Origin of the sequence: Neobacillus endophyticus (assembly GCF_013248975.1) — a bacterium.
In the GTDB taxonomy this organism is placed as follows: domain Bacteria; phylum Bacillota; class Bacilli; order Bacillales; family Cytobacillaceae; genus Neobacillus; species Neobacillus endophyticus.
The window spans coordinates 5,067,375-5,092,454 of the sequence record NZ_JABRWH010000001.1; the positions used below are offsets into that span (position 1 = coordinate 5,067,375).

The 25,080-nt window shown below is 38.5% G+C and carries 32 protein-coding genes and 1 riboswitch; of the genes, 8 read left to right on the plus strand and 24 right to left on the minus strand.

The annotated features are described in order from the left end of the window. Positions 1-8 precede the first annotated feature (8 nt). From HPT25_RS25195 to HPT25_RS25210, 4 genes are all read right to left on the minus strand, one after another. The gene (locus HPT25_RS25195) at positions 9-497 is read right to left on the minus strand and encodes a YpuI family protein (protein ID WP_173070424.1); all 489 of its coding nucleotides are present in this window, start codon (positions 495-497) and stop codon (positions 9-11) included. Positions 498-529: 32 nt separating this feature from the next. After that, the gene (locus tag HPT25_RS25200) at positions 530-949 is read right to left on the minus strand and encodes a hypothetical protein (RefSeq protein WP_173070426.1); all 420 of its coding nucleotides are present in this window, start codon (positions 947-949) and stop codon (positions 530-532) included. A 99-nt stretch (positions 950-1,048) separates the two neighbouring features. Beyond that, entirely contained in the window at positions 1,049-1,636 is a 588-nt protein-coding gene (gene scpB, locus HPT25_RS25205; protein WP_281368248.1) for an SMC-Scp complex subunit ScpB, read from the minus strand. After that, positions 1,623-2,393 carry a segregation/condensation protein A gene (locus HPT25_RS25210; RefSeq protein ID WP_173070430.1) on the minus strand — a complete coding sequence of 257 codons (771 nt, stop codon included), beginning with the start codon at positions 2,391-2,393 and terminating at the stop codon, positions 1,623-1,625. Before HPT25_RS25210 ends, scpB begins: the two co-directional genes overlap by 14 nt. A 206-nt stretch (positions 2,394-2,599) precedes the next feature. On the opposite strand from HPT25_RS25210, the gene HPT25_RS25215 reads away from it, so the two are divergent. Beyond that, positions 2,600-2,701, plus strand: coding sequence for a YjcZ family sporulation protein (locus HPT25_RS25215; protein ID WP_173070432.1), 102 nt, complete (start codon positions 2,600-2,602; stop codon positions 2,699-2,701). A gap of 161 nt (positions 2,702-2,862) precedes the next feature. Next, on the plus strand, positions 2,863-3,384 hold the full coding sequence (locus HPT25_RS25220) for a DUF309 domain-containing protein (protein ID WP_173070434.1): 522 nt from the start codon (positions 2,863-2,865) through the stop codon (positions 3,382-3,384). A 30-nt stretch (positions 3,385-3,414) separates the two neighbouring features. On the opposite strand, the gene HPT25_RS25225 is transcribed toward HPT25_RS25220, so the two are convergent. After that, the gene (locus HPT25_RS25225) at positions 3,415-3,765 is read right to left on the minus strand and encodes a GNAT family N-acetyltransferase (protein ID WP_173070436.1); all 351 of its coding nucleotides are present in this window, start codon (positions 3,763-3,765) and stop codon (positions 3,415-3,417) included. Positions 3,766-4,234: 469 nt separating this feature from the next. Between HPT25_RS25225 and HPT25_RS25230 the strand changes: the two genes are divergently transcribed. After that, entirely contained in the window at positions 4,235-5,098 is an 864-nt protein-coding gene (locus HPT25_RS25230) for a DUF1002 domain-containing protein (RefSeq protein WP_173070438.1), read from the plus strand. 165 nt (positions 5,099-5,263) lie between these two features. Here HPT25_RS25230 and lysA read toward each other — a convergent pair whose 3' ends face one another. The 18 genes from lysA to HPT25_RS25320 form a co-directional block, all read right to left on the minus strand. Then, positions 5,264-6,568, minus strand: coding sequence for a diaminopimelate decarboxylase (gene lysA, locus HPT25_RS25235; RefSeq protein WP_173070440.1), 1,305 nt, complete (start codon positions 6,566-6,568; stop codon positions 5,264-5,266). Between the two features lie 174 nt (positions 6,569-6,742). Continuing rightward, the gene (locus HPT25_RS25240; RefSeq protein WP_173070442.1) at positions 6,743-8,224 is read right to left on the minus strand and encodes a spore germination protein; all 1,482 of its coding nucleotides are present in this window, start codon (positions 8,222-8,224) and stop codon (positions 6,743-6,745) included. Continuing rightward, positions 8,211-8,786 (minus strand): stage V sporulation protein SpoVABEA, encoded by a 576-nt coding sequence (gene spoVAEA, locus HPT25_RS25245; protein WP_173070444.1) that lies wholly within the window; start codon positions 8,784-8,786, stop codon positions 8,211-8,213. The genes HPT25_RS25240 and spoVAEA overlap by 14 nt, the downstream gene beginning before the upstream one ends. A gap of 15 nt (positions 8,787-8,801) precedes the next feature. Further along, on the minus strand, positions 8,802-9,224 hold the full coding sequence (locus HPT25_RS25250) for a stage V sporulation protein AB (RefSeq protein WP_173070446.1): 423 nt from the start codon (positions 9,222-9,224) through the stop codon (positions 8,802-8,804). After that, positions 9,214-9,834, minus strand: coding sequence for a stage V sporulation protein AA (locus tag HPT25_RS25255; RefSeq protein WP_281368249.1), 621 nt, complete (start codon positions 9,832-9,834; stop codon positions 9,214-9,216). Before HPT25_RS25255 ends, HPT25_RS25250 begins: the two co-directional genes overlap by 11 nt. Before the next feature lie 431 nt (positions 9,835-10,265). Then, complete coding sequence (gene sigF, locus HPT25_RS25260; protein ID WP_173070450.1) at positions 10,266-11,024, minus strand: RNA polymerase sporulation sigma factor SigF; 759 nt, start codon at positions 11,022-11,024, stop codon at positions 10,266-10,268. A 12-nt stretch (positions 11,025-11,036) separates the two neighbouring features. Beyond that, entirely contained in the window at positions 11,037-11,477 is a 441-nt protein-coding gene (gene spoIIAB / locus HPT25_RS25265) for an anti-sigma F factor (protein ID WP_173070452.1), read from the minus strand. Between the two features lies 1 nt (position 11,478). Then, the gene (gene spoIIAA / locus HPT25_RS25270; RefSeq protein ID WP_173070454.1) at positions 11,479-11,829 is read right to left on the minus strand and encodes an anti-sigma F factor antagonist; all 351 of its coding nucleotides are present in this window, start codon (positions 11,827-11,829) and stop codon (positions 11,479-11,481) included. A 124-nt stretch (positions 11,830-11,953) separates the two neighbouring features. Next, positions 11,954-13,129 (minus strand): D-alanyl-D-alanine carboxypeptidase family protein, encoded by a 1,176-nt coding sequence (locus HPT25_RS25275; RefSeq protein ID WP_173070456.1) that lies wholly within the window; start codon positions 13,127-13,129, stop codon positions 11,954-11,956. Between the two features lie 119 nt (positions 13,130-13,248). Continuing rightward, the gene (locus tag HPT25_RS25280; protein WP_173070458.1) at positions 13,249-14,553 is read right to left on the minus strand and encodes a pyrimidine-nucleoside phosphorylase; all 1,305 of its coding nucleotides are present in this window, start codon (positions 14,551-14,553) and stop codon (positions 13,249-13,251) included. Between the two features lie 27 nt (positions 14,554-14,580). Further along, complete coding sequence (locus HPT25_RS25285; RefSeq protein WP_173070460.1) at positions 14,581-15,399, minus strand: purine-nucleoside phosphorylase; 819 nt, start codon at positions 15,397-15,399, stop codon at positions 14,581-14,583. 20 nt (positions 15,400-15,419) lie between these two features. Beyond that, positions 15,420-16,601 (minus strand): phosphopentomutase, encoded by a 1,182-nt coding sequence (gene deoB / locus HPT25_RS25290; protein ID WP_173070462.1) that lies wholly within the window; start codon positions 16,599-16,601, stop codon positions 15,420-15,422. 226 nt (positions 16,602-16,827) lie between these two features. Then, positions 16,828-17,721, minus strand: coding sequence for a site-specific tyrosine recombinase XerD (gene xerD, locus HPT25_RS25295; RefSeq protein ID WP_173070464.1), 894 nt, complete (start codon positions 17,719-17,721; stop codon positions 16,828-16,830). Positions 17,722-17,726: 5 nt separating this feature from the next. Continuing rightward, a complete protein-coding gene (locus HPT25_RS25300) occupies positions 17,727-17,954 on the minus strand; it encodes a YqzK family protein (RefSeq protein WP_173070466.1) in 228 nt (75 codons plus the stop codon). 208 nt (positions 17,955-18,162) lie between these two features. Beyond that, entirely contained in the window at positions 18,163-18,627 is a 465-nt protein-coding gene (gene fur / locus HPT25_RS25305; protein WP_173070468.1) for a ferric iron uptake transcriptional regulator, read from the minus strand. Between the two features lie 108 nt (positions 18,628-18,735). Continuing rightward, positions 18,736-19,386: a stage II sporulation protein M gene (gene spoIIM / locus HPT25_RS25310; protein WP_173070470.1), complete on the minus strand. Its 651-nt coding sequence runs from the start codon at positions 19,384-19,386 to the stop codon at positions 18,736-18,738. A gap of 130 nt (positions 19,387-19,516) precedes the next feature. After that, on the minus strand, positions 19,517-20,683 hold the full coding sequence (locus HPT25_RS25315) for an endonuclease Q family protein (protein WP_173070472.1): 1,167 nt from the start codon (positions 20,681-20,683) through the stop codon (positions 19,517-19,519). Next, positions 20,680-21,234: an NUDIX hydrolase gene (locus tag HPT25_RS25320; protein WP_173070474.1), complete on the minus strand. Its 555-nt coding sequence runs from the start codon at positions 21,232-21,234 to the stop codon at positions 20,680-20,682. Before HPT25_RS25320 ends, HPT25_RS25315 begins: the two co-directional genes overlap by 4 nt. A gap of 73 nt (positions 21,235-21,307) precedes the next feature. On the opposite strand from HPT25_RS25320, the gene mciZ reads away from it, so the two are divergent. After that, positions 21,308-21,439: a Z-ring formation inhibitor MciZ gene (gene mciZ / locus HPT25_RS25325; protein ID WP_173070476.1), complete on the plus strand. Its 132-nt coding sequence runs from the start codon at positions 21,308-21,310 to the stop codon at positions 21,437-21,439. Between the two features lie 66 nt (positions 21,440-21,505). Further along, positions 21,506-22,417 carry an aldo/keto reductase gene (locus HPT25_RS25330; RefSeq protein WP_173070478.1) on the plus strand — a complete coding sequence of 304 codons (912 nt, stop codon included), beginning with the start codon at positions 21,506-21,508 and terminating at the stop codon, positions 22,415-22,417. A 20-nt stretch (positions 22,418-22,437) separates the two neighbouring features. On the opposite strand, the gene HPT25_RS25335 is transcribed toward HPT25_RS25330, so the two are convergent. Continuing rightward, positions 22,438-22,683: a YqkE family protein gene (locus HPT25_RS25335; protein ID WP_173070480.1), complete on the minus strand. Its 246-nt coding sequence runs from the start codon at positions 22,681-22,683 to the stop codon at positions 22,438-22,440. A 203-nt stretch (positions 22,684-22,886) separates the two neighbouring features. Between HPT25_RS25335 and HPT25_RS25340 the strand changes: the two genes are divergently transcribed. The 3 genes from HPT25_RS25340 (at position 22,887) to HPT25_RS25350 (ending at position 25,047) form a co-directional block, all read left to right on the plus strand. Further along, a complete protein-coding gene (locus HPT25_RS25340) occupies positions 22,887-23,786 on the plus strand; it encodes a hydroxymethylglutaryl-CoA lyase (protein ID WP_173070482.1) in 900 nt (299 codons plus the stop codon). Between the two features lie 62 nt (positions 23,787-23,848). Beyond that, a complete protein-coding gene (locus HPT25_RS25345) occupies positions 23,849-23,989 on the plus strand; it encodes a hypothetical protein (protein WP_173070484.1) in 141 nt (46 codons plus the stop codon). Between the two features lie 84 nt (positions 23,990-24,073). Beyond that, a riboswitch (ZMP/ZTP riboswitch) is annotated at positions 24,074-24,158 on the plus strand. Positions 24,159-24,207: 49 nt separating this feature from the next. Then, positions 24,208-25,047, plus strand: a complete 840-nt coding sequence (locus HPT25_RS25350; RefSeq protein WP_173070486.1) for a bifunctional 5,10-methylenetetrahydrofolate dehydrogenase/5,10-methenyltetrahydrofolate cyclohydrolase — start codon at positions 24,208-24,210, stop codon at positions 25,045-25,047. The last annotated feature ends 33 nt before the right edge of the window (positions 25,048-25,080 follow it).

The following is a 25,080-nucleotide window of genomic DNA, read 5'->3' on the forward strand; positions in this document are numbered from 1 at the left end:
TGATATTTTTATTTTGACTGCATCATTTTTGTGCGGTAGTCGGTTTCATAATATTCCAATTCTTCCCTAATACGTTGAAAGTCGCCTTCAAGACTTTTAACCAATTGCTGAACATTTTCAGGAACATTACGATAAAATTTGATGGAATTTCTTCCCGTATAGGCTGACCTACTATCTTCATACCAAGCATCATTCTTAGGAGCGAAAAATTCTTCAATGCATTGATGATAGATTTTGTATAATGTTTTTTCAGCTGCTGCTTTTTGGAAAGGCTCACTTTGGAGAATCACGGAACAGGCATCAAAGCCTTCTTCACTATAAACGATCAATTTTCGCAAATGAGAGAGGATGATCTTGGTATAAGCGCGTTCCTCTTCCTTTTCGAAGTTCCATTGTGAAAGCGAAGTTTCATTTAAAAATTCCTCAACAGTTGTTATTGCATTTGATAAAAAAATCTTAACATCTTTAAGTTGTGAATTGACTAATGTATTTCCCATATTTACCTCCCTAGGTTTCTCACCATTTCCATTTATTGCGGCTGTAAAATAAAATCTAGCGGCGAACGCAGTTCATACCCATTGCTTTGCTTGATTGAAAGAAAAATTCCAGGTAATTTATGATAATTTACATTTTGAAAATAGGAAGCAAATTCTTGCTTCGAATTAATATAAAGGCGTTTCCGTTCACGAAGACCTGGATTTTTTAATAAACATACAAGTGCAACAATATCTTTAAACATAACTTCTTGACCATCCTGCACAAATATAGGGTCATTCTGATACGGAGTAAATTCAGTAAAAATTTCGTCGAAATATCTCACATATAACACATGTAGTGTTTTTTCCACGCCATCCTCTTTAAACGTGATCTCACTTCGATTGAAAAAATCTTCAGAGGTATTTGATTGTTCTTTCTCTAATTCGTACCCTTTGCATTCTTTAATCAGCAACTTGATCCAGCTCCTTATCATACTCACAATACGTACAAAAATTAAAAAAATCACCTAATTGCAAATTTATTTTAGCATAACATAGGAATTGATTGTGAATTAGGAGTTAATCGTTTCTTGAAATTTTTCAAAAAATAAGTCTGCTTCTTCCTGTACATAGTCTTCCTCCACTTTTTCTGGAAGTTGCGGAAGTTCATCAAGACTTTTTAATCCAAAGTAATCAAGAAACTCTTTCGTTGTACCATATAAATATGCACGTCCAGCACCTTCGGCACGGCCGATTTCTTTTATTAATGCTTTAGCGATTAAAGTATGAAGCGGTCGTTCTGTTTTTACACCACGTATTTCTTCAATTTCCGCTCTTGTGATCGGTTGTTTATAAGCAATAATGGCCAATGTCTCGAGTGCTGCCTGCGATAAAGTTGAGGTATTCGGAGAATCCACCAATTTCTTTAAATAATTTGCATTCTCTTTCTTCGTGGCAAGCTGGTATGTACCAGCAAGCTCGACAAGTATAATGCCGCGATTTTCATTTTGATTATAATCCCTTATTAAATCAGAAATGATTTCACTTGCTTTTAGCTCATCCACTTCCATCACTTCTGCTATTTGCTTAAGAGACAGTCCTTCATCTCCCGCAGCAAACAAGAGACTTTCCAATATGCTTGTCCAATTAATGAGCTCCAACCGCATTACTTCCTTCCTGTATTGCTTGAATATAAATGTCGCCAAAGTTTTCTTCCTGCGCTGCATCAATTTCTTTTCGTTTCATGAGCTCTAATATGGCTAAGAATGTTACAACGATATGATCCTTTGCAGGATAAGGGAATAACTCATTAAAATTCTTTCTACCGCTAAATTGCTTTAATTCATCCAGTATTTCTGTCATTCTTTTCTCAATGGATATTTCCTGACGGGCAATTTTCGTTGTCATTGGTCGCTGCAATTTCTTTCTGCGCATCAGCTTTTGAAAAGCAGCCAACATATCATAAAGAGAAATATTTATGTCAGATTTGTTTGGATTTACTTCTTTTGTTACATCAGAAAGATCACTTGGTGGCTTTGTATACATCAAGCCACGTTCTTCCTCTAGTGACTTTAAATCATTTGCCGCTTCTTTGTATTTTCGATATTCGATTAATCGTTCCACTAGTTCGTCGCGGGGATCTTCCTCAAAGATCATTTCTGGATCCTCTTCATGATATTCTTCTTCGTGTTTCGGAAGCAGCATTTTGCTTTTTATCGCCAGCAGTGTTGCTGCCATCACCAAGTATTCACTGGCAACATCAAGTTTAAGCTCATTCATTGTATGAATATACAATAGATATTGCTCGGTAATTTGGGCAACAGGGATATCGTATATATCGATTTCAAGCCGATTTATGAGATGAAGCAATAAATCCAACGGCCCTTCAAACGCATCAATTTTCACCTGATAAGGCATTAAATCTCACCAAAATTCTTGAAAAAATAAAATTGTGATCATTCACAACGATATTACTAGTATAGTGGATTCGACTGGTGTTATCCAATAGAAAAATGCATTTAAGCGCTTTAAACACAAAAACATAATGATTGCCTTTAACATGGGACAATATTTCAACATATGATAACAGGGAAAAAAATAAAACAGTATAGGAGGAATTGAATATGTCTGATGGTGTAGGTTATGGCGGATTCGGAAGCGGATTTGCGTTAATTGTCGTATTATTTATTTTATTGATAATTGTTGGTGCTGCATGGGTTTGGTAGGAAACCCAAAATCTAAGCCTAATGGTCTGCTCATGTAGACCTAAACATAATGGCATGGAGGTCCGTCATTTTTGACGGGCCTTTTGAATGATTATGCTTTTCTTCAAACTTTTTCAACTAAGTATGATAAACTTTACATATATTTAATAGGAGGGAACCACTTGTATCCAACAGCATATCTTCAATATTTAGTCCATTTTCATGGAGATCGCGACTATTTTGAATGCCACGAAATTCTTGAAGAGCATTGGAAAGAGAGTGACGCTGGCAACAAAGAATCCATATGGGTTGGTCTTATTCTACTGGCGGTATCCGCCTATCATCATCGCCGCAACAATTTCAATGGAGCTGAAAGAACATTAGATAAAGCTATTTCTATCTTTTCTAGTAAGGAAAAGGATCTTCCTGATTTCGGTTTGGACGGACACCAGCTTCTTCATCTATTAACAGAACGCCAAGCGGCTATCAAAGCCTCTGCTCCGTATGTTAGCATTCATTTACCCATCGTTGACTCAGTTTTATTGGAATTATGCAGGAATAATTGTGAGGCAGGAGGCTTTCCATGGGGCAGTCATAGTGATATGACAAATAGTCACATCGTTCATCGCCACAAATTGCGAGATCGTTCCGATGTAATTGCTGAAAGGAACAGAGCGTTACAGATAAAAAAAGGCAACGAATAGACATCCATTCGTTGCCTTTTATTCAAAAAATCAGCACAGATCGCATTTTTCAATGAATGGCGCTGTATCTGCATTTGGGCTAATTACTTTATCAGCATATAAATCTTTCAGTTCCTTTACCATCCTTTTTCCGACTCCCTGGAATCGGTGCGAGGGATTTACGGATATATGCTGAATTTCTATAGAGTTTTGATCTTCATGAAAGAGGACGCCAATAAGTCCGATTATATCTTCTTCCTTCCATAAAAAAAGCTGTCGATTTTTTTCTGTCTCATAGTCCTTCATTGTCAGCTGGAGTTTTTTTAAATCCTTCTCATTTGGCATAAAAGATAATAACCCCATTGCAATTTTCTCAAATGTCTTTTTATAACGAATTAACATATTGATCCCTCATTATATGAAATAAACCAATCGATCTTCGGCTTAACAATAGTATATTTTTCTCCACTCATAGCGATTATAAACCATATTTCATTATATGTAGTTGAAAGATTATTGTTTCACTAATGACAATCATACAAAATTAATCAAGTTTCATCAATGATAAATATTATGACGAATGTTTTGGTACTATAAATATCCAATAGATCAGTCCCCATATTATCGAGAGGCCTAATAGAACACAAAATACAATCCAATTGCTTCTTTTCATGTAAACTCCGCCCCCAATATCAATTTCCCCCGCTAACATTTTACACTAAATTACAAAACTAATCCATTTCCCATGTAGAACATAACATATTTGCACTATGAAACTGTTAATTTGTTCTGTAATTTTCAAAGAATAGGTTATATTATATAAGGGCCCACTGTTTAATTAATAATCGGGCTGTAATAGAAGGAGGCTTTTATGAAAAAGATACTCATCCTACTCATGGCGGCTATATTATTTATGAATCCTCTTAGGAGCTTTGCCGACATGGTTGAAGGTGATATGATTGTGACTTTAGGCGCTAATTTAACTGATACCCAGAAAAATAATCTTTTAGCTGAAATGAATGCTCCAAAAGACGTCCATATCGTAACTGTGACAAATCAGGAGGAACATCAATATTTAGGAAAGTATGTTGCAAATGCACTTATTGGCACAAAGGCCATATCGTCATCTGCCATTACGATTGCTCCAAAAGGTTCAGGGATTACAGTAAAAACCAATAATATTACCTGGGTAACCAATGAAATGTATATTAATGCCTTGATTACTGCAGGTGTCAAGGATGCAAACATCTATATTACATCTCCAGTACCCGTTTCTGGTACGGCTGCTCTGACAGGTATTATTAAAGCTTACGAAATATCCGCCGATAAAACCATACCTGAAGCTGTCAAACAGGCAGCCAATCAGGAAATGGTGGAAACCGCAAAGCTGGGTGATTCCATTGGTGATAAGAATGCAGCAGCTCTGATCGCAAAAGTAAAAGAAGAAATCGCCAAGAAAAAACCGCAAAATGATGAAGAGTTGCGCCAAATTATTGAACAAGCAGCAAGCGATTTAAATGTTAAGCTTACAAATGATCAAATGCAAAGCTTAATGGACTTATTCAATAAATTAAAAAATCTTAACATCAACTGGAACCAAGTTAGCGATCAAATAAATAAAGCTCAGGATCGCATTTCAAAATTCCTTCAATCTGGAGAAGGACAGGGATTTCTTGACAAAATCAAGAATTTTTTCATCTCTCTCATTGACTGGATTAAATCAATTTTCGCTTAAATAAAACACGCCTATAGTCAGTCATATAGGGCGAAAAACTGAGGTGTAGTAACCTTATGTTAAATAGGAAAATTAACTTTTCTTATCCGCAAAAAATAACGCTGCCAGCTATTTATCGGCAGCGTTATTTTTCGTTTATAAAAATCTAGGGTCACCCAGGCCCTTCTATTTCAAAGGCAAATCAAGTCTTAACAAGTCCTCATATGTCTCACGTTTTACGACAAGTGTGGCTTTTCCATTTTCCACAAAAACGACCGGCGGTCTTGGAATGCGATTATAATTGTTAGCCATTGAGTAACCGTAAGCCCCTGTGCAAAAAACCGCCAAAATGTCTTCTTCCCCTGCATCCGGAAGAGGTAAATCCCAAATTAGCATATCTCCTGATTCACAGCATTTCCCTGCAATGGAAACTGTTTCTTTTGCTTGAGCTAATGGCTTATTGGCCAATACTGCTTCATATTTCGCATGGTACAATGCAGGTCGAATATTATCGCTCATCCCGCCATCAACCGCCAAATATTTTCGGACGCCAGGCACCTCTTTGGAAGACCCGACCTGGTACAAAGTAATACCAGCATCCCCTACCAGCGAACGTCCTGGTTCGATCCAAATTTCCGGCATAGATAGTGAATATTCAACAGTTAAGGTTTTTACTTGTTTAATTATTTCACTTACATATTGAGATGGAGGTATAGGTTCATCCTCTTTTGTATAACGAATTCCAAAACCTCCACCTAAGTTTAGTACTTTTGCCTCAAATGAATACGTTTCTTTCCATTCAGCCAATTTTCCAATCAATTTCTGAGCCGCTAAAATAAATCCGGTTGTTTCAAATATTTGCGATCCTATGTGGCAGTGAATACCCAAGACAGAAAAATGGTCAAATTGTAGAACAGCTGCCAAAGCATCCCCCGCTTGTCCATTTTGCAGGTCAAATCCAAATTTCGAATCTTCCTGCCCGGTTAAAATGTAGTCATGTGTGTGTGCTTCAATTCCCGGAGTAACACGTAACAATATGTTTACAGAAGAATTCTTCTCCAGGCAGATAGTTTTGAGTAATTCCAATTCAAAAAAATTATCAATGACAATACAGCCAATTTGATGTTCCAATGCCATTTCCAGTTCGACCCTGCTTTTATTATTACCGTGAAAATGAATTCTTTCAGGTGGGAATCCGGCTTTTATGGCAGTAAACAATTCTCCGCCTGACACCACATCAAGTGACAATCCTTCTTCTTCAGCGAGCTGTACCATGGCCACGGTAGAAAATGCTTTACTAGCGTATGCCACTTGTGACTTTATGTTTTGTTCTTCAAAGGTCTGTTTAAATCCACGAGCTCTTTCCCTAATCAGTGCGACATCATAGACGTACAAGGGAGTACCAAACTCTCTCGTTAATTCAACGGCATCTACACCGCCGACTTCTAAATTGCCATTTTTATTTACACCAGTTGTACCGTAAAAATACATACCCTTCCCTCTCTCCATCCGACTCACTATATTCTATTCAGTCATTGTTAAAAAATAATAAACAAATAGACAGAATCCAATTGAGATACTGCCTATTTATCCTCTTTATCGCTTTATTTAATTAAACCAACTTTAGCATAATTATTTGAATTCTGCAATTTTTTCTTCATCGTTTCAATTATCGGGTGATTGACGGTAACGGTTTCTTGGATGAACAATACTTGGGCGCAGCATCGACCCAGGAATGGCCCGACGGAAAAGAATTTGCATGAATCCTTTTGGTTCAAAAGGAAGAAACGGCCATAAATATGGGGTGTTAAGCGCACGTGTATTAACAAGAAATAGAAAAAATAACGTAGTTCCAATAACAAAGCCCGGCGTATGAAAAAGGGCAACAATGATCATCAGTAACATTCTGGCAATTTTATTTGCCACACTTAATTCATAGCTGGGAGTTGTAAACGTTCCAATCCCCGCAACTGCAACATAAAGAATGACTTCAGGTGTAAACAGTCCAACAGCGATGGCTATTTGACCAATTAGTACTGCAGCAATTAAGCCCATTGCAGTGGACAGAGGAGTTGGTGTATGTATAGCGGCCATACGCAGAAACTCAATCCCAAAGTCCCCTAAAAACAATTGAACTACAGTTGGAATATGTGTCGTTTTGTTCGGACCGATAAATGACAGTTTATCGGGCAGCAATGAGGGCTCCAATACGAATAATAACCATAATGGCAGTAAAATGATCGATGTTAAAACCCCTAAAAACCGTGTCCAGCGGACAAATGTCCCTAATGGCGGAGATTCACGGAATTCTTCCGCATGCTGAACATGGTGGAAATAGGTGGTTGGTGTAATAATGACACTTGGTGAGGTATCGCAATATATGACCACGTGTCCCTCTAAAATATGAGCCGCCGCTACATCCGCTCTTTCCGTATATCTGACAAGCGGGAATGGATTCCACCCCTGATTGATAAGAAACTCTTCAATCGTTTTGTCAGCCATAGGAAGTCCGTCAATATCCATTTCTTTTAATTCTTTTCTTAGGATATTAATCAAATCCGGATCTGCAATATCTTCAATGTATCCTAAAGCTACGTCTGATTTTGAACGTTTTCCAACCCTGATCATTTCAAAGCGAAGACGTTCATCACGGATTCTCCTCCTAGTTAATGCGGTATTTAAAATAATATTTTCAACAAACCCGTCCCTTGCACCGCGGACAACTTTTTCTGTATCAGGTTCTTGAGGGGAGCGGGTTGGATAACTTCTTACATCAATAATGAAGGCTTTGTTCTCACCATCCACTACTATTCCGGCAAGACCTGACAAAACTTTGTCAATCATATAATCAAGTTGATTATTTTGTTCAACCGAATAATTGACAAGTCTATTTTCGATAATTTTAAATACATCTGATCCCAATTTTTCATGGTCATTAATTTCTACTAGTTCTTCTAGTAGGTGTGTAATTAAAAGCGAATCACATAAGCCGCTTACACAGTATAAATGAACATCTTTTCCCAGGATTTTTAATTTTCTATAATTCAAGTCAAAGCTAACTCCAAGTCCAACCCGTTGTTTCATATAATTTTCTACTTCATGAACCGATAGCGGGATTGGCCATTTCTGGTCTTTAATATTTGTCATAAAAGCCGCTCCTTTCAAGTATAAGTTCGATTGCCTTTCCTGTTATTGGCGAACCAAATTTATACGAATCATGTCTTGCCATTTTACCAACATCTCCAATTCCAACAATTATGGGCACATTTAACTCATCTAGACAGTAGACTGTATCTCCATTTATTCTCCCAATTTCGTGTTCAGGTATACCAAATTTATCTACTCCATACGGTGTCAATTCTCCATCTCTGTCAATGCACACATCTACCCTTGTCCATTCTTCATGTTTTGATTTCGCTGCAACGGCCACAATCCCAAGTACTTCAATGTCTTGGTGCCGGGCAACATATTTAAGTGCGGTTTCTCCAGCTCCTTCACCAATGATTCCGCTATCATCAAACATCACAAGCACAGGATCATTTGCCGCTTTTTTTATTAATTTCACAATCTCCTGACCTGTTAATTTGGACGGATTTCCTTGCGACTGAGAAATACATCGCCCGCCAATTTTTTTTGCAATTTGCTGCAAAACTCTTTTTGTATATTCATCACCGTCTGTTACTAAAATGACACGTCTTGGATTGTTCATACTTTGATGTCCTTTCTAATGATGAACAAAATATACCCACTGAAAAATGGAACCAATCATTTTCCCCAGTACAATGGCCATTATTAAAATGACAATTTCGCCATCCAAGCGAATTCTTTTGGCTAGAATAGGAAAAACATTCAATGCTTCGGTAAGTCCTGCCGCTAACATCCCTACAAAAACACCGCCTGTTAAGCCTAAAGGAATTAAAAAATAGGCAGAGATCCCTATTTCTGGATCCCGCAAACTTGCAATGACACCTGAAAAGGCTCCAATGACAACAGCCCATTCATATTGTCGAATCATTTTCATGGTTTTGGAAAGCTGCGTCAGCCTAGGGATAATACCAAGTACCGTAAGAAAAGCAACAAACCCCGAACCAACGGCTAATCCGCTTGCCAGTCCTACAAATAAAACAATAAGAATTTTAATCGTCATAAACTTTTTTCATACTTTCTTTATTTTCGTGTAAAATCACATAATTATCCAAATCCATCTGATAATTAAACATTTCCACTTCCAATGGGCTTGGTTCATCATTAATACGTTTCTTAAAAACGTGATTAAAAAATAAAATCATACCTAATCCTAATCCAACTGAATAAGGAATTTGAAATAACAGCGGCTTTGCAGCCTTCTCTCCCGTGATAATGGTATAAATTTTTTCCTGGACGCTTTGCATACTTACATCATCGTGAAAGTTCATTAATGTCATGGCCGAACCAAAAAATAATAGAAACCAAATTAAAAGAAAAAAAGGAATAGATACTCCTTTTTGCTTTGTCATTACTTCAACGATTGTTTGCGCAGGACCGATTGTTTGAACCTCTATTTCCCCAAATCTTTCTGTAATTAACTGTATGACTTTCATTACATCAATTACTACGATATTTCCATCCGCATCCGTTAATCGATGGACATGGATTTCTTTTAACATTGGGAGGACCGTTTCTGGGGCAATAATTTGGGCGACATCCTTTAAACAAACATTTTCCTTTGGCCGGGATTGAACACGATGCCGCATGCGGAGGTAGATTGTTTTTTCCAAAACATTCACTTCCCACATAATGTTTTTTCTTTTCAATAGTATGTGTAATTTGTTATTTTTAATGAAATAATTTTGCGAATAAATAAAGAAAACTCGCCGACTGGCGAGCCGTTAGGGCGAGCCGTTAGGGCGAAGACAGAGGCGTAGTTCGCGAAAAGCACAACTTTTCGACTGGAAACTAATACTCACGAAGCACTCCTTAGTGCACTTATGCCTGATAGGAAAGTTGTACGGCTAAGAAAAGCATAAACACCTTGTTCAACGGCGTATGGGATGGACTCCAACTAGGATCAAGAAAACTCGAAGAGCGTTAGCGTTTTCGTACTTGACTTATCATAGGGCGGAGGACACTAACCGCTTGGGCGTTTTCGCTAAACAATTTTCAAAGTTAAAATCAATACTTTCTTTATTTATGAGAAAGACCGTATGGATTAAATATCCATACGGTCTTTCATTTGCTGTAAAATTTTTTTCTCCAGCCTGGAAACTTGAACTTGGGAAATACCAAGCCTTAAAGCTACTTCTGTTTGGGTTTGATCTTTATAATATCTTAAATATACGATAAGCCTTTCACGTTCATCAAGTTCTAATATTGCTTCTTTTAGTGCTATTTTATCAAACCATTTCCCTTCATTTCCATCATCAATCTGATCAAGCAGGGTAATCGGGTCGCCATCATTTTCATAAACAGTTTCATGAATGGATGAAGGCGCCCTTCCTGCCTCTTGAGCAAGAATGACATCCTCCGGAGATAATTCAAGATATTCAGCAATTTCATTAACTGTTGGTATTCGACCAAGCGTTTTCGATAACTCGTCTTTCGCCTTGCGAATTCGGTTCCCCATTTCTTTCAAGGATCGGCTGACCTTAACTGTTCCATCGTCACGAATAAATCGTTGAATTTCACCGATAATCATGGGTACAGCATAGGTGGAAAATTTGACATCATATGAAAGATCAAACTTATCCACTGATTTCAATAACCCAATACAGCCGATTTGGAACAAGTCATCAGGGTCATAACCACGATTAAGAAACCGTTGAACAACAGACCATACAAGGCGCATATTTTTCTCAACAATTAGATCCCTTGCTTCTTGATCTCCTTCCTGACTCTTCTTAATTAGCTCCTTGACCTCGTGATCTTTTAAATACGCTTGATTTTTATCGTTCTTGACCTCCACATCCATTGGCAAGTCTCCTTAATTGCAAAGCATGGTACGATTTTGTATATGCTTTCGTAATCTAACCTCGGTTCCAATGCCTGGCTGTGAATGAACCTCTACCTCATCCATGAAATTCTCCATGATGGTGAAACCCATGCCGGACCGTTCCAACTCCGGCTTTGTTGTAAATAATGGCTGACGAGCTTCCTCCACATCGACAATTCCTACTCCACCATCTTTAATCGTCATGTCAATTAAGCCATCCTCAATCGACACATGAATATAAACAAGCCCATTTGGATCCTTTTCATATCCATGAATAATTGCATTTGTCACAGCTTCTGAAACAACGGTTTTTATCTCAGTCAACTCGTCCATGGTAGGATCAAGCTGGGCAATAAAAGCAGCGACAGTAACACGGGCGAATGACTCATTTTGACTTAAGGCACTAAATTCAAGATTCATTTCATTCTTCACTTTAGGCCACCCCCAATCTTTGCAAAGCATATTCCTCAGTCGGTTCCATTTTGACAATTTTAAATAAACCAGACATGTCGAACAGTCTTTGTATGCTTGGGGAAATTGCGCAAACCACCATTTCGCCGTGTACCTGTTTAATTTGCTTGTATCTTCCTAAAATAACCCCTAAACCAGAGCTGTCCATAAAGGTTAATTGTTCGAGATTCAAAACAATATGACGGATTTCATTTTTTTCAATGACGGCTGCCGCTTTTTCACGCAGTTCATCTGCTGTGTGATGATCCAGTTCACCACTTAAACGAATGCACAAGACATCGTGTTTTGTTTCCAACTCAATGTTTAGACTCACTATTCCCGGCCTCCTTAATCTGGTATAGTGAGTCAATTCGATTTTCGTCAGTGGATTTCCTTCTCTAAATACAAAACTAGAAGTATTTCGCTAAAAGAAGTGATTAAGTATTGAAGTTCGACAATTATTTTCCAGCCTTTGTGAACATGCCAAATGATCGTTTAAATAATGTCCACCATGTAGCCTCTTTCACTTCTTTGTTTGCAACCAGCGGGCTTTCTAGAAGGACTTTGCCATCTTTTATAAGTTTAATGGTTCCAATCGGATCACCTTTATGGATCGGAGCATTAAGATCTTTCTTGAGAATCACCTTTTTTGTTACTTTTTCTGTTTTCTCACCCTTTTTCGTCAACAAGGAGAGTGGTTCACTTGTTACGGCATCAACTGTTTTTTCTTGCCCTTTGCTTACTTTGGCCATTCCAATTACTTGATTTCTTTTATACATCGGATGAGTCTGGTATTGACTAAAGGCATAGTTTAGCATTTTGGTGACTTCTGCATTTCTTTCTTTTGAAGTTGGCGCCCCAAAAACAACGGCAATTACCCTCATTCCATCTTTTTGCGCTGTAGCTGTTAAACAGTATTTTGCTTCAGCAGTAAACCCCGTTTTTAATCCATCAACTCCTGGATAGAAACGGACCAATTTATTTGTATTGACTAGCCAAAATTTTTTGTCCGTATTTTGACGAAGGTATGACTCGTACAAACCGGTGAACTTTGTTATATCTTCATATTTAAGTAATTCTTTTGCCATGATTGCCATATCATAGGCAGAACTATAGTGTCCACTGACAGGCAGCCCGGTCGGATTTTTAAAGAATGTATGCTTTAATCCAAGCTGCTTGGCTTTTTGATTCATCATATCTACAAAAGCTTCCTCAGACCCTGCTATTCTTTCACCCATTGCCACTGCCGCATCATTTCCGGAGCCAATGGCTATTCCCATCATCATTTCTTTCGCTGTCATTTCTTCGCCAGGTTCAAGGAATATTTGCGAGCCTCCCATCGAAGCTGCATGTTCACTTGTACGAATTTTTTCATTCCAATTAAGCTTCCCTTTGTCAATTGCCTCCATAATTAACAGCATGGTCATGATTTTCGTCATACTGGCTGGTGGCAATTCTTCATTGCCATTTTTCTCATAGAGGATCTTCCCAGTATCCCGCTCAATTAAAATAGCTGACTTTACATTACTCACAATATCAGCCGAATTCTTCTTTACCTCTGCCGCAAAAGCGGATGGTCCCCATATACTAAACAGAAATACAGAAATCATCATCAAAGAGACAATTCGTTTCATTCCATAACCCTCCATTCTTTATAGCCCCATTTTTTCCAAAAACACCAACTTTATACACAAAAAGGTGTCAGGCACCATGTGAAATTTTCACATGGTGCCTGACACCCGTTTCGCCATATTTATTCAGTTATAGATTCATGAATTAAAATTGGTGCGTTGGTTTTTTCAGCTGAAATTTTGATATTTTCGTACAGTTTTTGTTTGACTTCGCTGACTTCTTCAAAGTTGCTGTAGATGGTGACTAATGATTCTCCCTTTTTGACTAGGTCTCCTATTTTTTTTCTTAAAACGAGACCTACAGCCAAGTCGATGGAGGATTCTTTTGTTGCTCTTCCTGCTCCAAGGAGCATTGCAGCTGTTCCAACTTCATCAGCGACAATTTCTGCTACGTAGCCATCTTCTTGCGCTTCCAATTCAATTTGATATTTTGCTTGCGGCAGCTGGCTCGGGTCATCCACAACGGATGCGTCCCCGCCTTGAGAGCTTAGGAAGACTTTAAGCTTTTCTAGTGCTGAACCATCCTTGATGGCATTTTCCAGCATGCCTCTTGCTTCTTCTAACGAGCTGGATTTTCCGCCCACATATACCATATAACTTCCCAATGTTAAACATAGTTCTGTCAAATCTTCAGGGCCTTCCCCTTTTAATGTATCAATTGCTTCTTTTACTTCTAGCGCGTTTCCAATGGCAAATCCTAATGGCTGGCTCATATCAGAAATTACAGCCATTGTTCTTCTGCCTACATTGTTTCCGATCCCCACCATTGCTTTGGCTAATTCACGGGAATCTTCCAGTGTCTTCATAAATGCTCCTGCACCTGTTTTAACATCAAGCACAATTGCATCAGCGCCAGCGGCAATTTTTTTGCTCATGATGGAGCTGGCAATCAGTGGAATACTTTCAACAGTGGCAGTCACATCCCTAAGAGCATAGAGCTTCTTATCAGCAGGTGTTAGGTTGCCGCTTTGACCAATTACCGCAATTTTATTTTTATTAACAAGTTCAATAAATTCTTTATTATCTATTTCAACATGAAACCCTTTTACTGATTCTAATTTATCAATCGTTCCTCCTGTATGCCCCAAACCGCGACCCGACATTTTGGCAACCGGTACACCAACTGAGGCAACAAGAGGCCCAAGGACTAGAGTAGTGGTGTCGCCAACTCCTCCCGTAGAATGTTTATCCACTTTTTTGCCTTCAATTTGCGATAAATCAATTTGGTCACCGGATTGTACCATTGCCATGGTTAGGTCTGCTCGTTCTTTTTCGGTCATCCCTCTAAAAACAATGGCCATAGTTAAAGCACTGACTTGGTAGTCAGGTATAGATCCGTCGGTGTAGCCTTTAATAATAAAATTAATTTCGTCTGTTGACAATTCATGCCCATCGCGTTTTTTTTCAATTAAATCGACCATTCTCATCTTTTTTCCCCACTTTGCTAAAGGATTTTATTTAAGACTCTTCACAATCTCTTTTATATAGAGGAGGAAATTGGCTTTCACTTTTTCTGTTGTTTCAATAACCTCATCATGAGTTAATGGCTGGTCCAAAATGCCTGCTGCCATATTGGAAATACAGGAAATACCGAGTATCTTCATATTGCTATGACGGGCCACAATGACCTCTGGAACAGTTGACATTCCGACAGCATCACCACCAAGTGTGCGGACCATTCGAATTTCTGCAGGTGTTTCATATACAGGTCCTGAGAATCCGAAATATACACCTTCTTTTACATCAATGCCAAGACGTTCCGCCGTTTCTTTTGCCAAATGTCTAAGTTCCTTTGAATAGGCTTCGGACATATCAGGGAAACGGACACCAAGCTTCGCATCATTTGGACCAATTAATGGGTTGGTGCCTGTAAAATTAATATGATCGTTAATAATCATTAGATCGCCAGGAGAAAAGCTTTCATTCACTCCTCCCGCTGCATTCGTTACAATAAGAGTTTCCACACCAATTGCTTTCATAACACGAACAGGGAACGTGACTTTATCCATACTGTAGCCTTCATAGAAATGGAACCTTCCTTGCATGGCAACGACATCTACACCGCATAACGAGCCAAAAACTAATTGTCCGGCATGCCCTTCTACTGTGGAAACAGGAAATCCAGGGATATCCTGATAAGGGATTTTGATTGGATCTTCAATCTCATCTGCTAGTACACCAAGACCAGATCCTAAAATTAGGCCAATTTTTGGCTGGTTATTAAACCTTTGTTTTAAAAAATCAGCGGCCGTATAAATTTTTTCACTTTCCATCTTCTTTTCCCCTTTATCTATCATAATTCATGTAAAAAGCTTTTCCCGTATGGCGGCATTTTTACATTAAAGTTTTCCGCTACTGTTGCACCAAGGTCAGCGAATGTTTCCCTTAACGGTAATTCTTTTCCTTCCTTCATGCTCTTTGAGTAAACGAGTAATGGTACATATTCCCTTGTATGGTCTGTACCTGGAGCAATCGGGTCATTTCCATGGTCTGCCGTAATCATTAATAAATCGTCTTCCCTCATTTTTGCAAACACTTCAGGTAGTCTCGCATCATATTCTTCCAGTGCTTTTCCGTATCCTTCTGGGTCACGGCGATGTCCGTAAAGGGCATCAAAATCAACGAGATTTAGAAAACTGATTCCGGTAAAGTCCATATTTAATGTTTGTACCAGTTTATCCATGCCATCCATATTGGAAACTGTTCTAAGAGATTGGGTTACTCCTTCGCCATCATAAATATCGGAAATTTTCCCAATAGCAATAACATCATAGCCAGCGTCCTTCAATTCATTCATAACTGTGCGCCCAAATGGTTTTAATGCATAATCATGGCGGTTTGCAGTACGTTTAAAATTACCTGGTTCACCTACAAACGGGCGGGCAATAATACGGCCAACCATATACTTTTCATCTAACGTTAATTCACGGGCAATTTTGCAAATATTATATAGTTCTTCAAGTGGAACAATTTCTTCATGTGCAGCAATTTGAAGAACAGAATCGGCAGATGTATATACGATTAGGCTGCCCGTTTTCATATGTTCTTCTCCAAGTTCAACGAGAATTTCCGTACCGCTTGCAGGCTTATTTCCAATGATCTTGCGGCCAGTACGTTCTTCTAACTCGGACAAAAGTTCATCTGGAAATCCATCAGGGAATACGCGGAATGGGGTTTGTATGTTTAAACCCATGATTTCCCAATGCCCTGTCATGGTGTCTTTTCCATTTGAGGCTTCTTTCATTTTTGTGTAATAAGCGAGTGGTATTTCTGCTTTAGCAATCCCTTTTAATTCACGGATGTTACTTAGACCAAGCTTGCCCATATTTGGCATGTTAAGTCCATTCATCTTTTCTGCTATATGACCAAAGGTGTCTGCGCCTTTATCATTAAATTTTTCAGCATCGGGCGCTTCTCCGATCCCTACGGAATCCATAACAATAATGAAAATACGTTTATATGTAGCGGCTTCCATTTGCCCTTCCTCCTTATTTCACTGATAACGTTTACATTAAAATGAAATATACAATATTTTTATGTTGCCCTGTTTAGATTGTATTAACCAATCAGTGGATATTTTATTTGTCAGAAGTCTGACATCTCTATTTTACTAAATGATGATAAAATTACAAGAAAAAGCGGCCAAATTTTTTGGCCGCTTTTTGAAAGAAATGTGAACTTTGTTTTTTTCTATTAATCTATCAAGCCCGTGGGTGGAATTTAGTATAGACTTCTTTTAATTTTGGTTTCGTCACTTGAGTATATATTTCAGTTGTTGAAATATCAGCATGGCCAAGCATTTCCTGTACAGCTCTTAAGTCAGCCCCGTTCTCAATCAGATGAGCTGCAAAGGAGTGTCTTAAGGTATGTGGCGTCAGCTCGTTGTTAATTCCTGATTCAAGTGACAACTTTTTTAATATTTTCCAAAATCCCTGCCTTGTCAGCCTGCGTCCCTGATGGTTTAAAAACAAGGCATTATCCTGATGTTTAGAAGTTTGAAACCTGGTTCTCCCTTCATTTAAATAAAGGTTTATGGCTTCTGCCGCAGCATTCCCAATTGGTATGATTCGCTCCCGATTTCCCTTGCCAAAACATCTTACAAATCCCATTGTTACATGGACGTGTTCTAAATCAAGTTCGATTAGCTCGCTAACGCGGATGCCTGTTGCATATAAAAGTTCAAGCATTGCCTTATCCCTTAATCCATAATGATCGTTCGCTTTTGGTGCATTTAATAGCTTCTCAACCTCTTGCAGACTCAAAATTTTAGGCAAAGAACGTTCTGTCCGCGGTGTCTCAATCTGGACAGAAGGATCATGCCCAACAGCTTTTTCACGCAATAAGTATTGATGAAAGGCGCGAATAGATGCCGCATGTCGGGCTAATGTTTTTGCCGATTTCCCTTGTTCTTTCAAAAAGTTAAAAAAATGTATAATATGGACACGCTGTACCTCATTCAGTGAATTTAGCAATTCAACATTCTTAAGATAATGTAAATAGCTTTTTAAATCCCGCTCATATGATTGAATTGTATTGTCCGCCATCTCCTTATCAATGGCTAAATATTGCATGAATGATTTCAAATGCTCTTCCATTTCCACTACTCCCCATTTAAATAAAACAGTTTCAGACGGTCAAATAATGAGGAATCCTTATGATCTACCGCGTTTGAAACTTTTAATGCCGTGCCTTCCGGGGCATCGTATCGATGATAACTCTGGTATTCTTCCGTTACCCACATAATACCATAATAAAAAAGAATCGTGCAGCCTGTGAAAAGAATAAACACCTTCAAAGTGCTTATAACAGTTTTAAAAAAAGAAACCATCCTATTTCCCCCAATTTCATACATTACTAGTAAAAGGTATGCCAAATTGTACAAGTTTTATACCTGATAATGGGAAATATGAGGTTTTCACCTTATTTTAGAGAAAGTCTTTGTTAAACTTTGCTTTTAATTTCCGCTCCAATCAGCTAGAAAATAATTAACATAGCCAATGAAAAAAGAAAAAGTCCCTTAAATGAAAGGACCCTCCTTATTCCGCCCTTTCCTCTTCTCTTGGCTTATCCTGGCAACGATGGCAAATACCATGAAAAGTAAGGCGATGATCTTTTATTTTAAATCTCCATCTTTGTTCTACGATGGCTTCAACATCTTCTAGTAAATCTTCCTGAATTTCATCGACGGCACCACATTCAATGCAGACAAGATGATGATGAAAATGAGCTGCACCTTCCTGGCGTAAATCATAGCGGGAAACACCGTCACCAAAATTTATTTTATCAACAATTTTTAATTCGGTTAACAATTCCAATGTGCGATATACAGTTGCTAAGCCGATTTCAGGCGATTTTTCTTTTACGAGGAGGTACACATCTTCTGCACTTAAATGATCCTCTTCATTTTCAAGTAAAACTCTAACGGTTGCTTCACGCTGCGGAGTAAGTTTATAACTTGCGGAATGCAACTGTTTTTTGATTCGTTCAATTCTCGTTTCCATCCTGAAGGCCCTCCCTCGCCACTGTTAATTTTCATTATATCAGATGATAAACGAGAATCAAAATAAAATTATTATAAACTAGAATTTATATTATCTATTATAAAATAATTATTTTAAGAAAGTAGTTGTTCCTACAATTGATTTCATCAATGCTGGTGATAAATAGGCCTCAATCCCTGAAGCTAGTGAAAGACAGACAACCGCTGCAATTAAAGCCAAAATATAGCCTTTAAAAAAAGGCATGATTGGTTCTGCATACTTTTTAATAAATTGTTTCTTGACCATTCTCAACGAAAAAATAACGGACAATGCCGCCATCATAATAAAAATAGGAATAACAATCAAGTTTTGCGGCATGATGGAAGCAACTGCCAGTAAAAAGCCCTTCCAGCCCATTTGACTGACAAGGAAACCAACAGTAAACCCCACAACCATTCCCTTAACAAACAGGAGAATGAGAATGACTGGAAGGCCGATAATCGAAATTCCCAGTACCCAAATAAGCCCGATAAATTTACTATTTTGAAGGAAGCTCTGCAAAAATAAATCGTTGTTATCTGCTACTTTCCCATTCGATACTTGTCCAAAGAATTGTGATAAATAATAGTATAAATCCTCTTTTTGAGTAAGACTCATACTATTAACGACAATCGCACCAAAAATAACTCCCATTAAAAATAATACCACTACAAATAAAAAAATTGAGGAATACTCCCGGAAATAACTTGCGGCATCGGACTGGTACAATCGTTTTTTCATTCGGCTTCCTCCCAGGTTTCATTCGGTTAGTACAGTCTATGCCACTCTAGTTTTTCTATGACAAAAAATGCTAGAATAAAGAAAAACTCGGACGCTAAAATTTGGCTTCCGAGTTTCTTCATTTCTCTATTTATTGGTCCGCAATCTTTCCGTATTTTCCACCGCCCCCTGCATGCAGGCTGATTTCCCCTGCTCTTGCTTTCATAATTAGGCTGGCAATTTTATCTGGAACTACGTTTCGTAATGCTTCATAAGGTACTTCATGCAAAATTACCATTTCACTGCCAAAATGATTCACCAGCTTTTCCAGCAATTTAGGCCCTAATCCTGGTAAAAATTCAAGCGGCACCTGATGAATATATGGTGGACGGCCTTTAGGACTTGTTTCCGCTGTTTTCAACTCCAGAATCCGATCGGCTACGCCTTTTATCACTTTATGACTTCCGCACAGATTACAGATTTGCTCATCTCGATGCAAGGGATTCGAGCATTCTGAACAAACCGTTTTATGATACTTACCAAGAAGCGGATCTAGACCATAATTCGCCAAAAAATGGCGGCCGTCTTCCCTCTTTAGGGCCTTTTCCAGCTCCAAAAATGTTGGTTCTTCAAGCGCCACAACCTGATATTCACGAGCAATTTTCGCTAGAGAGTGAGCGTCTGAATTTGTCACGAACGTATACGGATGAATTTCACCAATTTGGTCTGCCATATCAGTATTTGAACTTAATCCCAGCTCAATTCCATCAATAAGACCGGGGTCGAATACTTCTGTTAAAGACTTATTTACCCCTTTCCCATACAAGCTCTTAAATGGTGTAAAAACATGCGCGGGAATAAAGATTCCCTCCAAGGATTTCACTTTTTGCTGGAGACTCATCCCCGTAACATATATCCGTTGCGAACTCAACTGAATATTTTTCAAATGGCCTGACAGCCATGCTGAAAACTCCTTCATGACAGCTAGTTTCGGCATAAAACAAAGCACATGAATCGGGCCATTGCATTGTTTATCATATATTTCCAATTCAGAACCAGGAATGATGGTTAAATCTCCAAAAATTAAACCTCCGTCCGGATGTTCGTAAAGATCCCCGCTTGCTATCAGGCTTTCGATTTCTTCAATGACTTCCGGCGAGTGGCAATCGATAATCCCAATCATGTTCAGCCCTTTTTCATTTCTTGCATGCTCTATGATATTTGTAAAGGTTAGTGATTTCGCTCCGGTAATTTTGACAGGTTTTCCTGTCCAAGTCCGTCCGATGTGAATATGTAAATCTACATAATAGCGTTTCATTTATGTTTCAAGGCCTCTTGCAACTGCAAATATTGAACTGCATAAATGGTTTTGGCATCATAGATTTTTTGTTCCTTTATATATTGAAGTGCTTTATCTAATGTTATTTTTTCCACATTTACAAATTCATCTTCATCGAGAGTCGCAGCATTTTCCTTTTTCTTCAATCCTTTTGCCATATAGACATGAACAATTTCATCCGCAAAACCTGGTGATGTATAAAATGAGGTGAGCAGTTCCAAACTTGAACATTCGTAGCCTGTTTCCTCTTCCAATTCCCTAATGGCGCATAATTCCGGTTTTTCTTCTTTTTCCAGTTTCCCTGCTGGTATTTCCACAATAGTTCTTTCCAATGCTTTTCTGTATTGTTCGACCATTACGATTTTATTTTCTTCTGTGACTGCCAAAATCGCCACGGCACCCGGATGTTTGATAATTTCCCGTTTGGATGTCTTACCATTTGGCAGCTCAACCTCTTGCAAGTGGAGGCTGATAATTTTCCCTGAAAATATTTCTTCACTTTGAATTGTTTTTTCTTCAAGTTTTGTCATTTTATCCAACTCCTGTTCTATTCCTAAAAGAATCTGTCATACATTTTACCATACTTTACAAGGAGGGTATGGAATGAAGGTATACGTTCATGAGCAGGGAATCATCCTGACCGGAAAAGGATGGGAAATACTGCAAAAGTTAAAAGAGTATAACAAAGACTTTATTTATGTAACTGACTGGATTCAAAAGATTGCTTTAAAATAAGACATGCTATTTGTAGTCTTTCCCGTTCTTTTATAAAATTGTAGTAAAAGGAATAGGGTGATGGTCTTGAAAAAACGTAAACTGGGGAATTCGGATTTAGAAGTTTCCGAACTGGGTCTGGGCTGTATGTCCATTGGAACTGATGAAATAACATCTCGAAGAATTATTGATACTGCCCTTGAAGAAGGAATCAATTATTTTGACACAGCTGATTTATACGATGTTGGTCAAAACGAGGTACTTGTTGGAAAAGCGTTACATGCTATCCGTGATCAGGTGGTCATTGCAACAAAGGTAGGAAATCGTTGGAAACAAGACAAGACAGGCTGGACATGGGACCCTTCCAAGGCCTATATCAAAGAAGAAGTGAAAAATAGTTTAAAGAGGCTCGGAATTGAATATATAGACCTCTATCAATTGCATGGCGGCACACTTAATGACCCGATTGAAGAGACAATTGAAGCGTTTGAAGAATTAAAAGCTGAAGGTTTTATACGCTATTACGGTATTTCCTCCATTCGCCCAAATGTGATCAGGGAGTTTGTTAAAAAATCCAATATTGTATCTGTCATGATGCAGTACAGTATGCTGGATCGCCGCCCAGAGGAAGCGGTGCTTCCAATGCTTCATGAGTATGGAATTAGTGTTGTCACGCGCGGCCCCCTTGCCAAAGGGCTATTAAGCGATAAACTACTGGAAAAAGCTGCTGAAAAAGGATATTTGGATTACAGTTATGAAGAATTATCCGAGATTTTGCCATTATTAAAAGAAAAAGCAGCCGCCGACAGATCATTTACCGAGGTAGCTCTGCACTATAATCTGGCAAATCCTGCGGTTGCTTCTGTTGTTGCTGGAGCAAGCAGCCCAGAACAAGTAAGAGAAAACGCCAAAGCCATAAAAAGTCAGCCGCTGACAGAGGAAGAAATTGCAATCATTAAAGAGATCACAAAGAAGAATACTTATAATGAACATCGTTAAGGAGAGCTGATTAGCTCTCCTTATTTGAACTTTTTCCAGTTCATGTCGCTTTCATTTAATAGTTCTTCAAACGTTTTGTTCTTTTCTTTTAATTTTCTCTCTTCCCTTTTTCTCTGCTCCTCTGCCTCTTTTTTTCTATTTTCTTCGACCAGCAGTTGTTCCTGTTGTTCCTTTAATTGCTTAATTATTGCAGGATTCATCATATCCTTAAGAGTTAATGGTGAGTCATCTTTTTTGGGTTTGGATGCTGGTTGTCTTTTCTTCATCTCAGACACTCCTTAATCAACAATATATCACTATTATACCACTGTTAAGTTCGTGATCGTACTTTAAAAACCGAGGGTTGAGCCCAGGTCTTTTATTTTTCATTACTTCCCCTGATATTTTTTAAAAGTTCTATTTATTCTTGATTTTCAATATTTACCACCACTACAATTAAAGTATGAAGTTCTATTAGGGGTGGTAATGGATGCTGAATTTGCCAAAAAAAGTGACAATTATTGAGGTTGGCCCACGGGATGGACTGCAAAATGAAAAACTGTTCGTACCAACAGAAATAAAAAAACAATTTATTTCAAAATTGAAAAAGGCCGGATTAAAAGAAATGGAACTTACTTCATTTGTTTCGCCGAAATGGGTGCCACAAATGGCTGATGCTGCAGAAATTACAGCTGATTGTCTGGATGCCGATTCACTTAATATTGTTCTGGCCCCAAATCGCAACGGAATTAACCGGGTTTATGCTGCAAATTGCCATGCTGTTGCTGTATTTGTGGGAGTAAGCAACAGCTTTAACTTGAAAAATATTAACAAATCAACTCAGGATAGTATGGCAGAGCTAAAGCCTATCATCCATGAATTAAAGGAAAAAAATTATTTCGTGCGCGCCTGCATTTCCACAGCTTTTTATTGTCCTTACGAAGGTAAAATCGCCGAGACGGAAACCTTAAGGCTGTGCAGAGAATTTGTTGAAGCTGGGGTCGATGAATTAAGTGTAGCTGATACGATTGGAATGGCAGCGCCAAATGAGGCGTATTCCTTATTTTCTACCCTTACAGAACAGTTCACAGATATTCTTTTAACTGCACATTTCCATGATACCCGCAAGCTCGGTTTGGCTAATATTTTTGCCTCTCTTCAAGCCGGAATTTCCCGTTTTGATACATCTGCCGGAGGCCTTGGCGGCTGCCCATTTGCACCAGGAGCAAGCGGCAATACAGCTACAGAGGATGTTGTTTATATGCTTGAGAGAATGGGGATTGATACAGGGATTGACCTTGATAAGCTAATGGAGGCAATTGAAGTCGTCCGCCCTCACCTCTCAAGAGAGATTGACAGCGGTTATTACAGGCTTCATACCAAATCGTGAATAATCTGACTCCCATCTATGCATCTTATTAGGTGACAAGATTTGAAGGGAGATTTGTGTCCATGAGCCAAAAACGTGATAAAGGAAACAGCCAAGCAGGAAAAAACTATGCTGAATCAGCCGGTACAGGAAAACGAATTATTTCAGCTGAAGAAATCGAAAAAGCCATCCATCCAACCAAAAGGCAAAATGCTGAACAATAAGCAAGTGCAAGCGTCATCCTAGGCGTTCATTAATCAAATTGATTGACTTTTTTCTTTTATATGTTATCTTTTTCTTATACATGGAGAAGTCACAGTAACTGACGACATTTGTGGAAAAGACCACATGGAAGCTGTGATTATATATTGTCGGGTCGTCTGGGCAGAGATAAGGATCTAATCCTTATCTCTTTTTTATTACAATTTTTGGAGGAGAAAACATGGAGAAAATTATTTTGGATGGAAATATTGTAGCCCAAGACATTAAAGAGAAATTAAAGGGACGAATTGAAGCGTTAAAAAATAATGGCATCATACCATGCCTTGCAACGATATTAGTGGGCGACAATCCTTCCTCTGAAACATATGTAAAAATGAAAGGGAATGCTTGTAAGAAATTAGGTATCCATTCTATTCGAGTTCATTTGCCAGAAGAAACAACAACCAAAGAATTATTAGAAACCATTAAAGAATTAAACGAGGACGCATCTGTTCATGGAATCCTTTTACAACACCCAGTTCCATCTCACATTGATGAGAGAATGGCTTTTGAAGCCATTGATATTCAAAAGGATGTAGACGGTGTAACAAGTGCAGGATACGGTCAGACCGCATTGGGATTTGGCAATTTCCCATCATGTACTCCTGCAGCCATCATGGAAATAATAAAATATTACAAAATCTCAACCGAAGGTAAACATGCCGTTGTCGTGGGCAGAAGCCCCATCCTTGGCAAGCCTGTTTCAGCGTTACTGCTTAATGAAAATGCTACCGTTACGACCTGTCATTCGAAAACAGCAAATTTACCCGAAATTATAAAACAAGCAGATCTTGTGGTTGCTGCAGTAGGAAAGCCTAAATTTATTCAAGGCAGCTGGTTAAAAGAAGGAGCTATTGTACTGGATGCCGGATATAACAAAGGAAATATTGGAGATGTAGATTACGAGACATGCTTTACGGCAGCCAGTGCTATAACGCCTGTCCCTGGCGGTGTAGGCCCTGTCACCATTGCCACGCTATTGAAACATACGGTTGATTCGGCGGAAAAAAACATGTTTTAAAGACTAAATATGAAGCTTGTCTATAAGACAAGC

Coding starts and splice junctions, on each gene's coding strand:
- spoIIM (WP_173070470.1), bottom strand. CDS start 19,386: ATGAAAAAACGATTGTACCAGTCCGATGCCGCAAGTTATTTCCGGGAG.
- deoB (WP_173070462.1), bottom strand. CDS start 16,601: ATGGAAGCCGCTACATATAAACGTATTTTCATTATTGTTATGGATTCC.
- HPT25_RS25335 (WP_173070480.1), bottom strand. CDS start 22,683: ATGAAGAAAAGACAACCAGCATCCAAACCCAAAAAAGATGACTCACCA.
- HPT25_RS25195 (WP_173070424.1), bottom strand. CDS start 497: ATGGGAAATACATTAGTCAATTCACAACTTAAAGATGTTAAGATTTTT.
- lysA (WP_173070440.1), bottom strand. CDS start 6,568: ATGTATTTTTACGGTACAACTGGTGTAAATAAAAATGGCAATTTAGAA.
- HPT25_RS25225 (WP_173070436.1), bottom strand. CDS start 3,765: ATGTTAATTCGTTATAAAAAGACATTTGAGAAAATTGCAATGGGGTTA.
- HPT25_RS25210 (WP_173070430.1), bottom strand. CDS start 2,393: ATGCCTTATCAGGTGAAAATTGATGCGTTTGAAGGGCCGTTGGATTTA.
- HPT25_RS25275 (WP_173070456.1), bottom strand. CDS start 13,129: ATGAAACGAATTGTCTCTTTGATGATGATTTCTGTATTTCTGTTTAGT.
- HPT25_RS25215 (WP_173070432.1), top strand. CDS start 2,600: ATGTCTGATGGTGTAGGTTATGGCGGATTCGGAAGCGGATTTGCGTTA.
- sigF (WP_173070450.1), bottom strand. CDS start 11,024: ATGGATGTGGAGGTCAAGAACGATAAAAATCAAGCGTATTTAAAAGAT.
- xerD (WP_173070464.1), bottom strand. CDS start 17,721: ATGGAAGAGCATTTGAAATCATTCATGCAATATTTAGCCATTGATAAG.
- mciZ (WP_173070476.1), top strand. CDS start 21,308: ATGAAGGTATACGTTCATGAGCAGGGAATCATCCTGACCGGAAAAGGA.
- HPT25_RS25350 (WP_173070486.1), top strand. CDS start 24,208: ATGGAGAAAATTATTTTGGATGGAAATATTGTAGCCCAAGACATTAAA.
- HPT25_RS25280 (WP_173070458.1), bottom strand. CDS start 14,553: ATGAGAATGGTCGATTTAATTGAAAAAAAACGCGATGGGCATGAATTG.
- HPT25_RS25300 (WP_173070466.1), bottom strand. CDS start 17,954: ATGGTTTCTTTTTTTAAAACTGTTATAAGCACTTTGAAGGTGTTTATT.
- HPT25_RS25315 (WP_173070472.1), bottom strand. CDS start 20,683: ATGAAACGCTATTATGTAGATTTACATATTCACATCGGACGGACTTGG.
- HPT25_RS25285 (WP_173070460.1), bottom strand. CDS start 15,399: ATGGAAAGTGAAAAAATTTATACGGCCGCTGATTTTTTAAAACAAAGG.
- fur (WP_173070468.1), bottom strand. CDS start 18,627: ATGGAAACGAGAATTGAACGAATCAAAAAACAGTTGCATTCCGCAAGT.
- spoVAEA (WP_173070444.1), bottom strand. CDS start 8,786: ATGAACAATCCAAGACGTGTCATTTTAGTAACAGACGGTGATGAATAT.
- HPT25_RS25345 (WP_173070484.1), top strand. CDS start 23,849: ATGAGCCAAAAACGTGATAAAGGAAACAGCCAAGCAGGAAAAAACTAT.
- HPT25_RS25250 (WP_173070446.1), bottom strand. CDS start 9,224: ATGACGATTAAAATTCTTATTGTTTTATTTGTAGGACTGGCAAGCGGA.
- HPT25_RS25320 (WP_173070474.1), bottom strand. CDS start 21,234: ATGACAAAACTTGAAGAAAAAACAATTCAAAGTGAAGAAATATTTTCA.
- HPT25_RS25240 (WP_173070442.1), bottom strand. CDS start 8,224: ATGACAAATATTAAAGACCAGAAATGGCCAATCCCGCTATCGGTTCAT.
- HPT25_RS25340 (WP_173070482.1), top strand. CDS start 22,887: ATGCTGAATTTGCCAAAAAAAGTGACAATTATTGAGGTTGGCCCACGG.
- HPT25_RS25230 (WP_173070438.1), top strand. CDS start 4,235: ATGAAAAAGATACTCATCCTACTCATGGCGGCTATATTATTTATGAAT.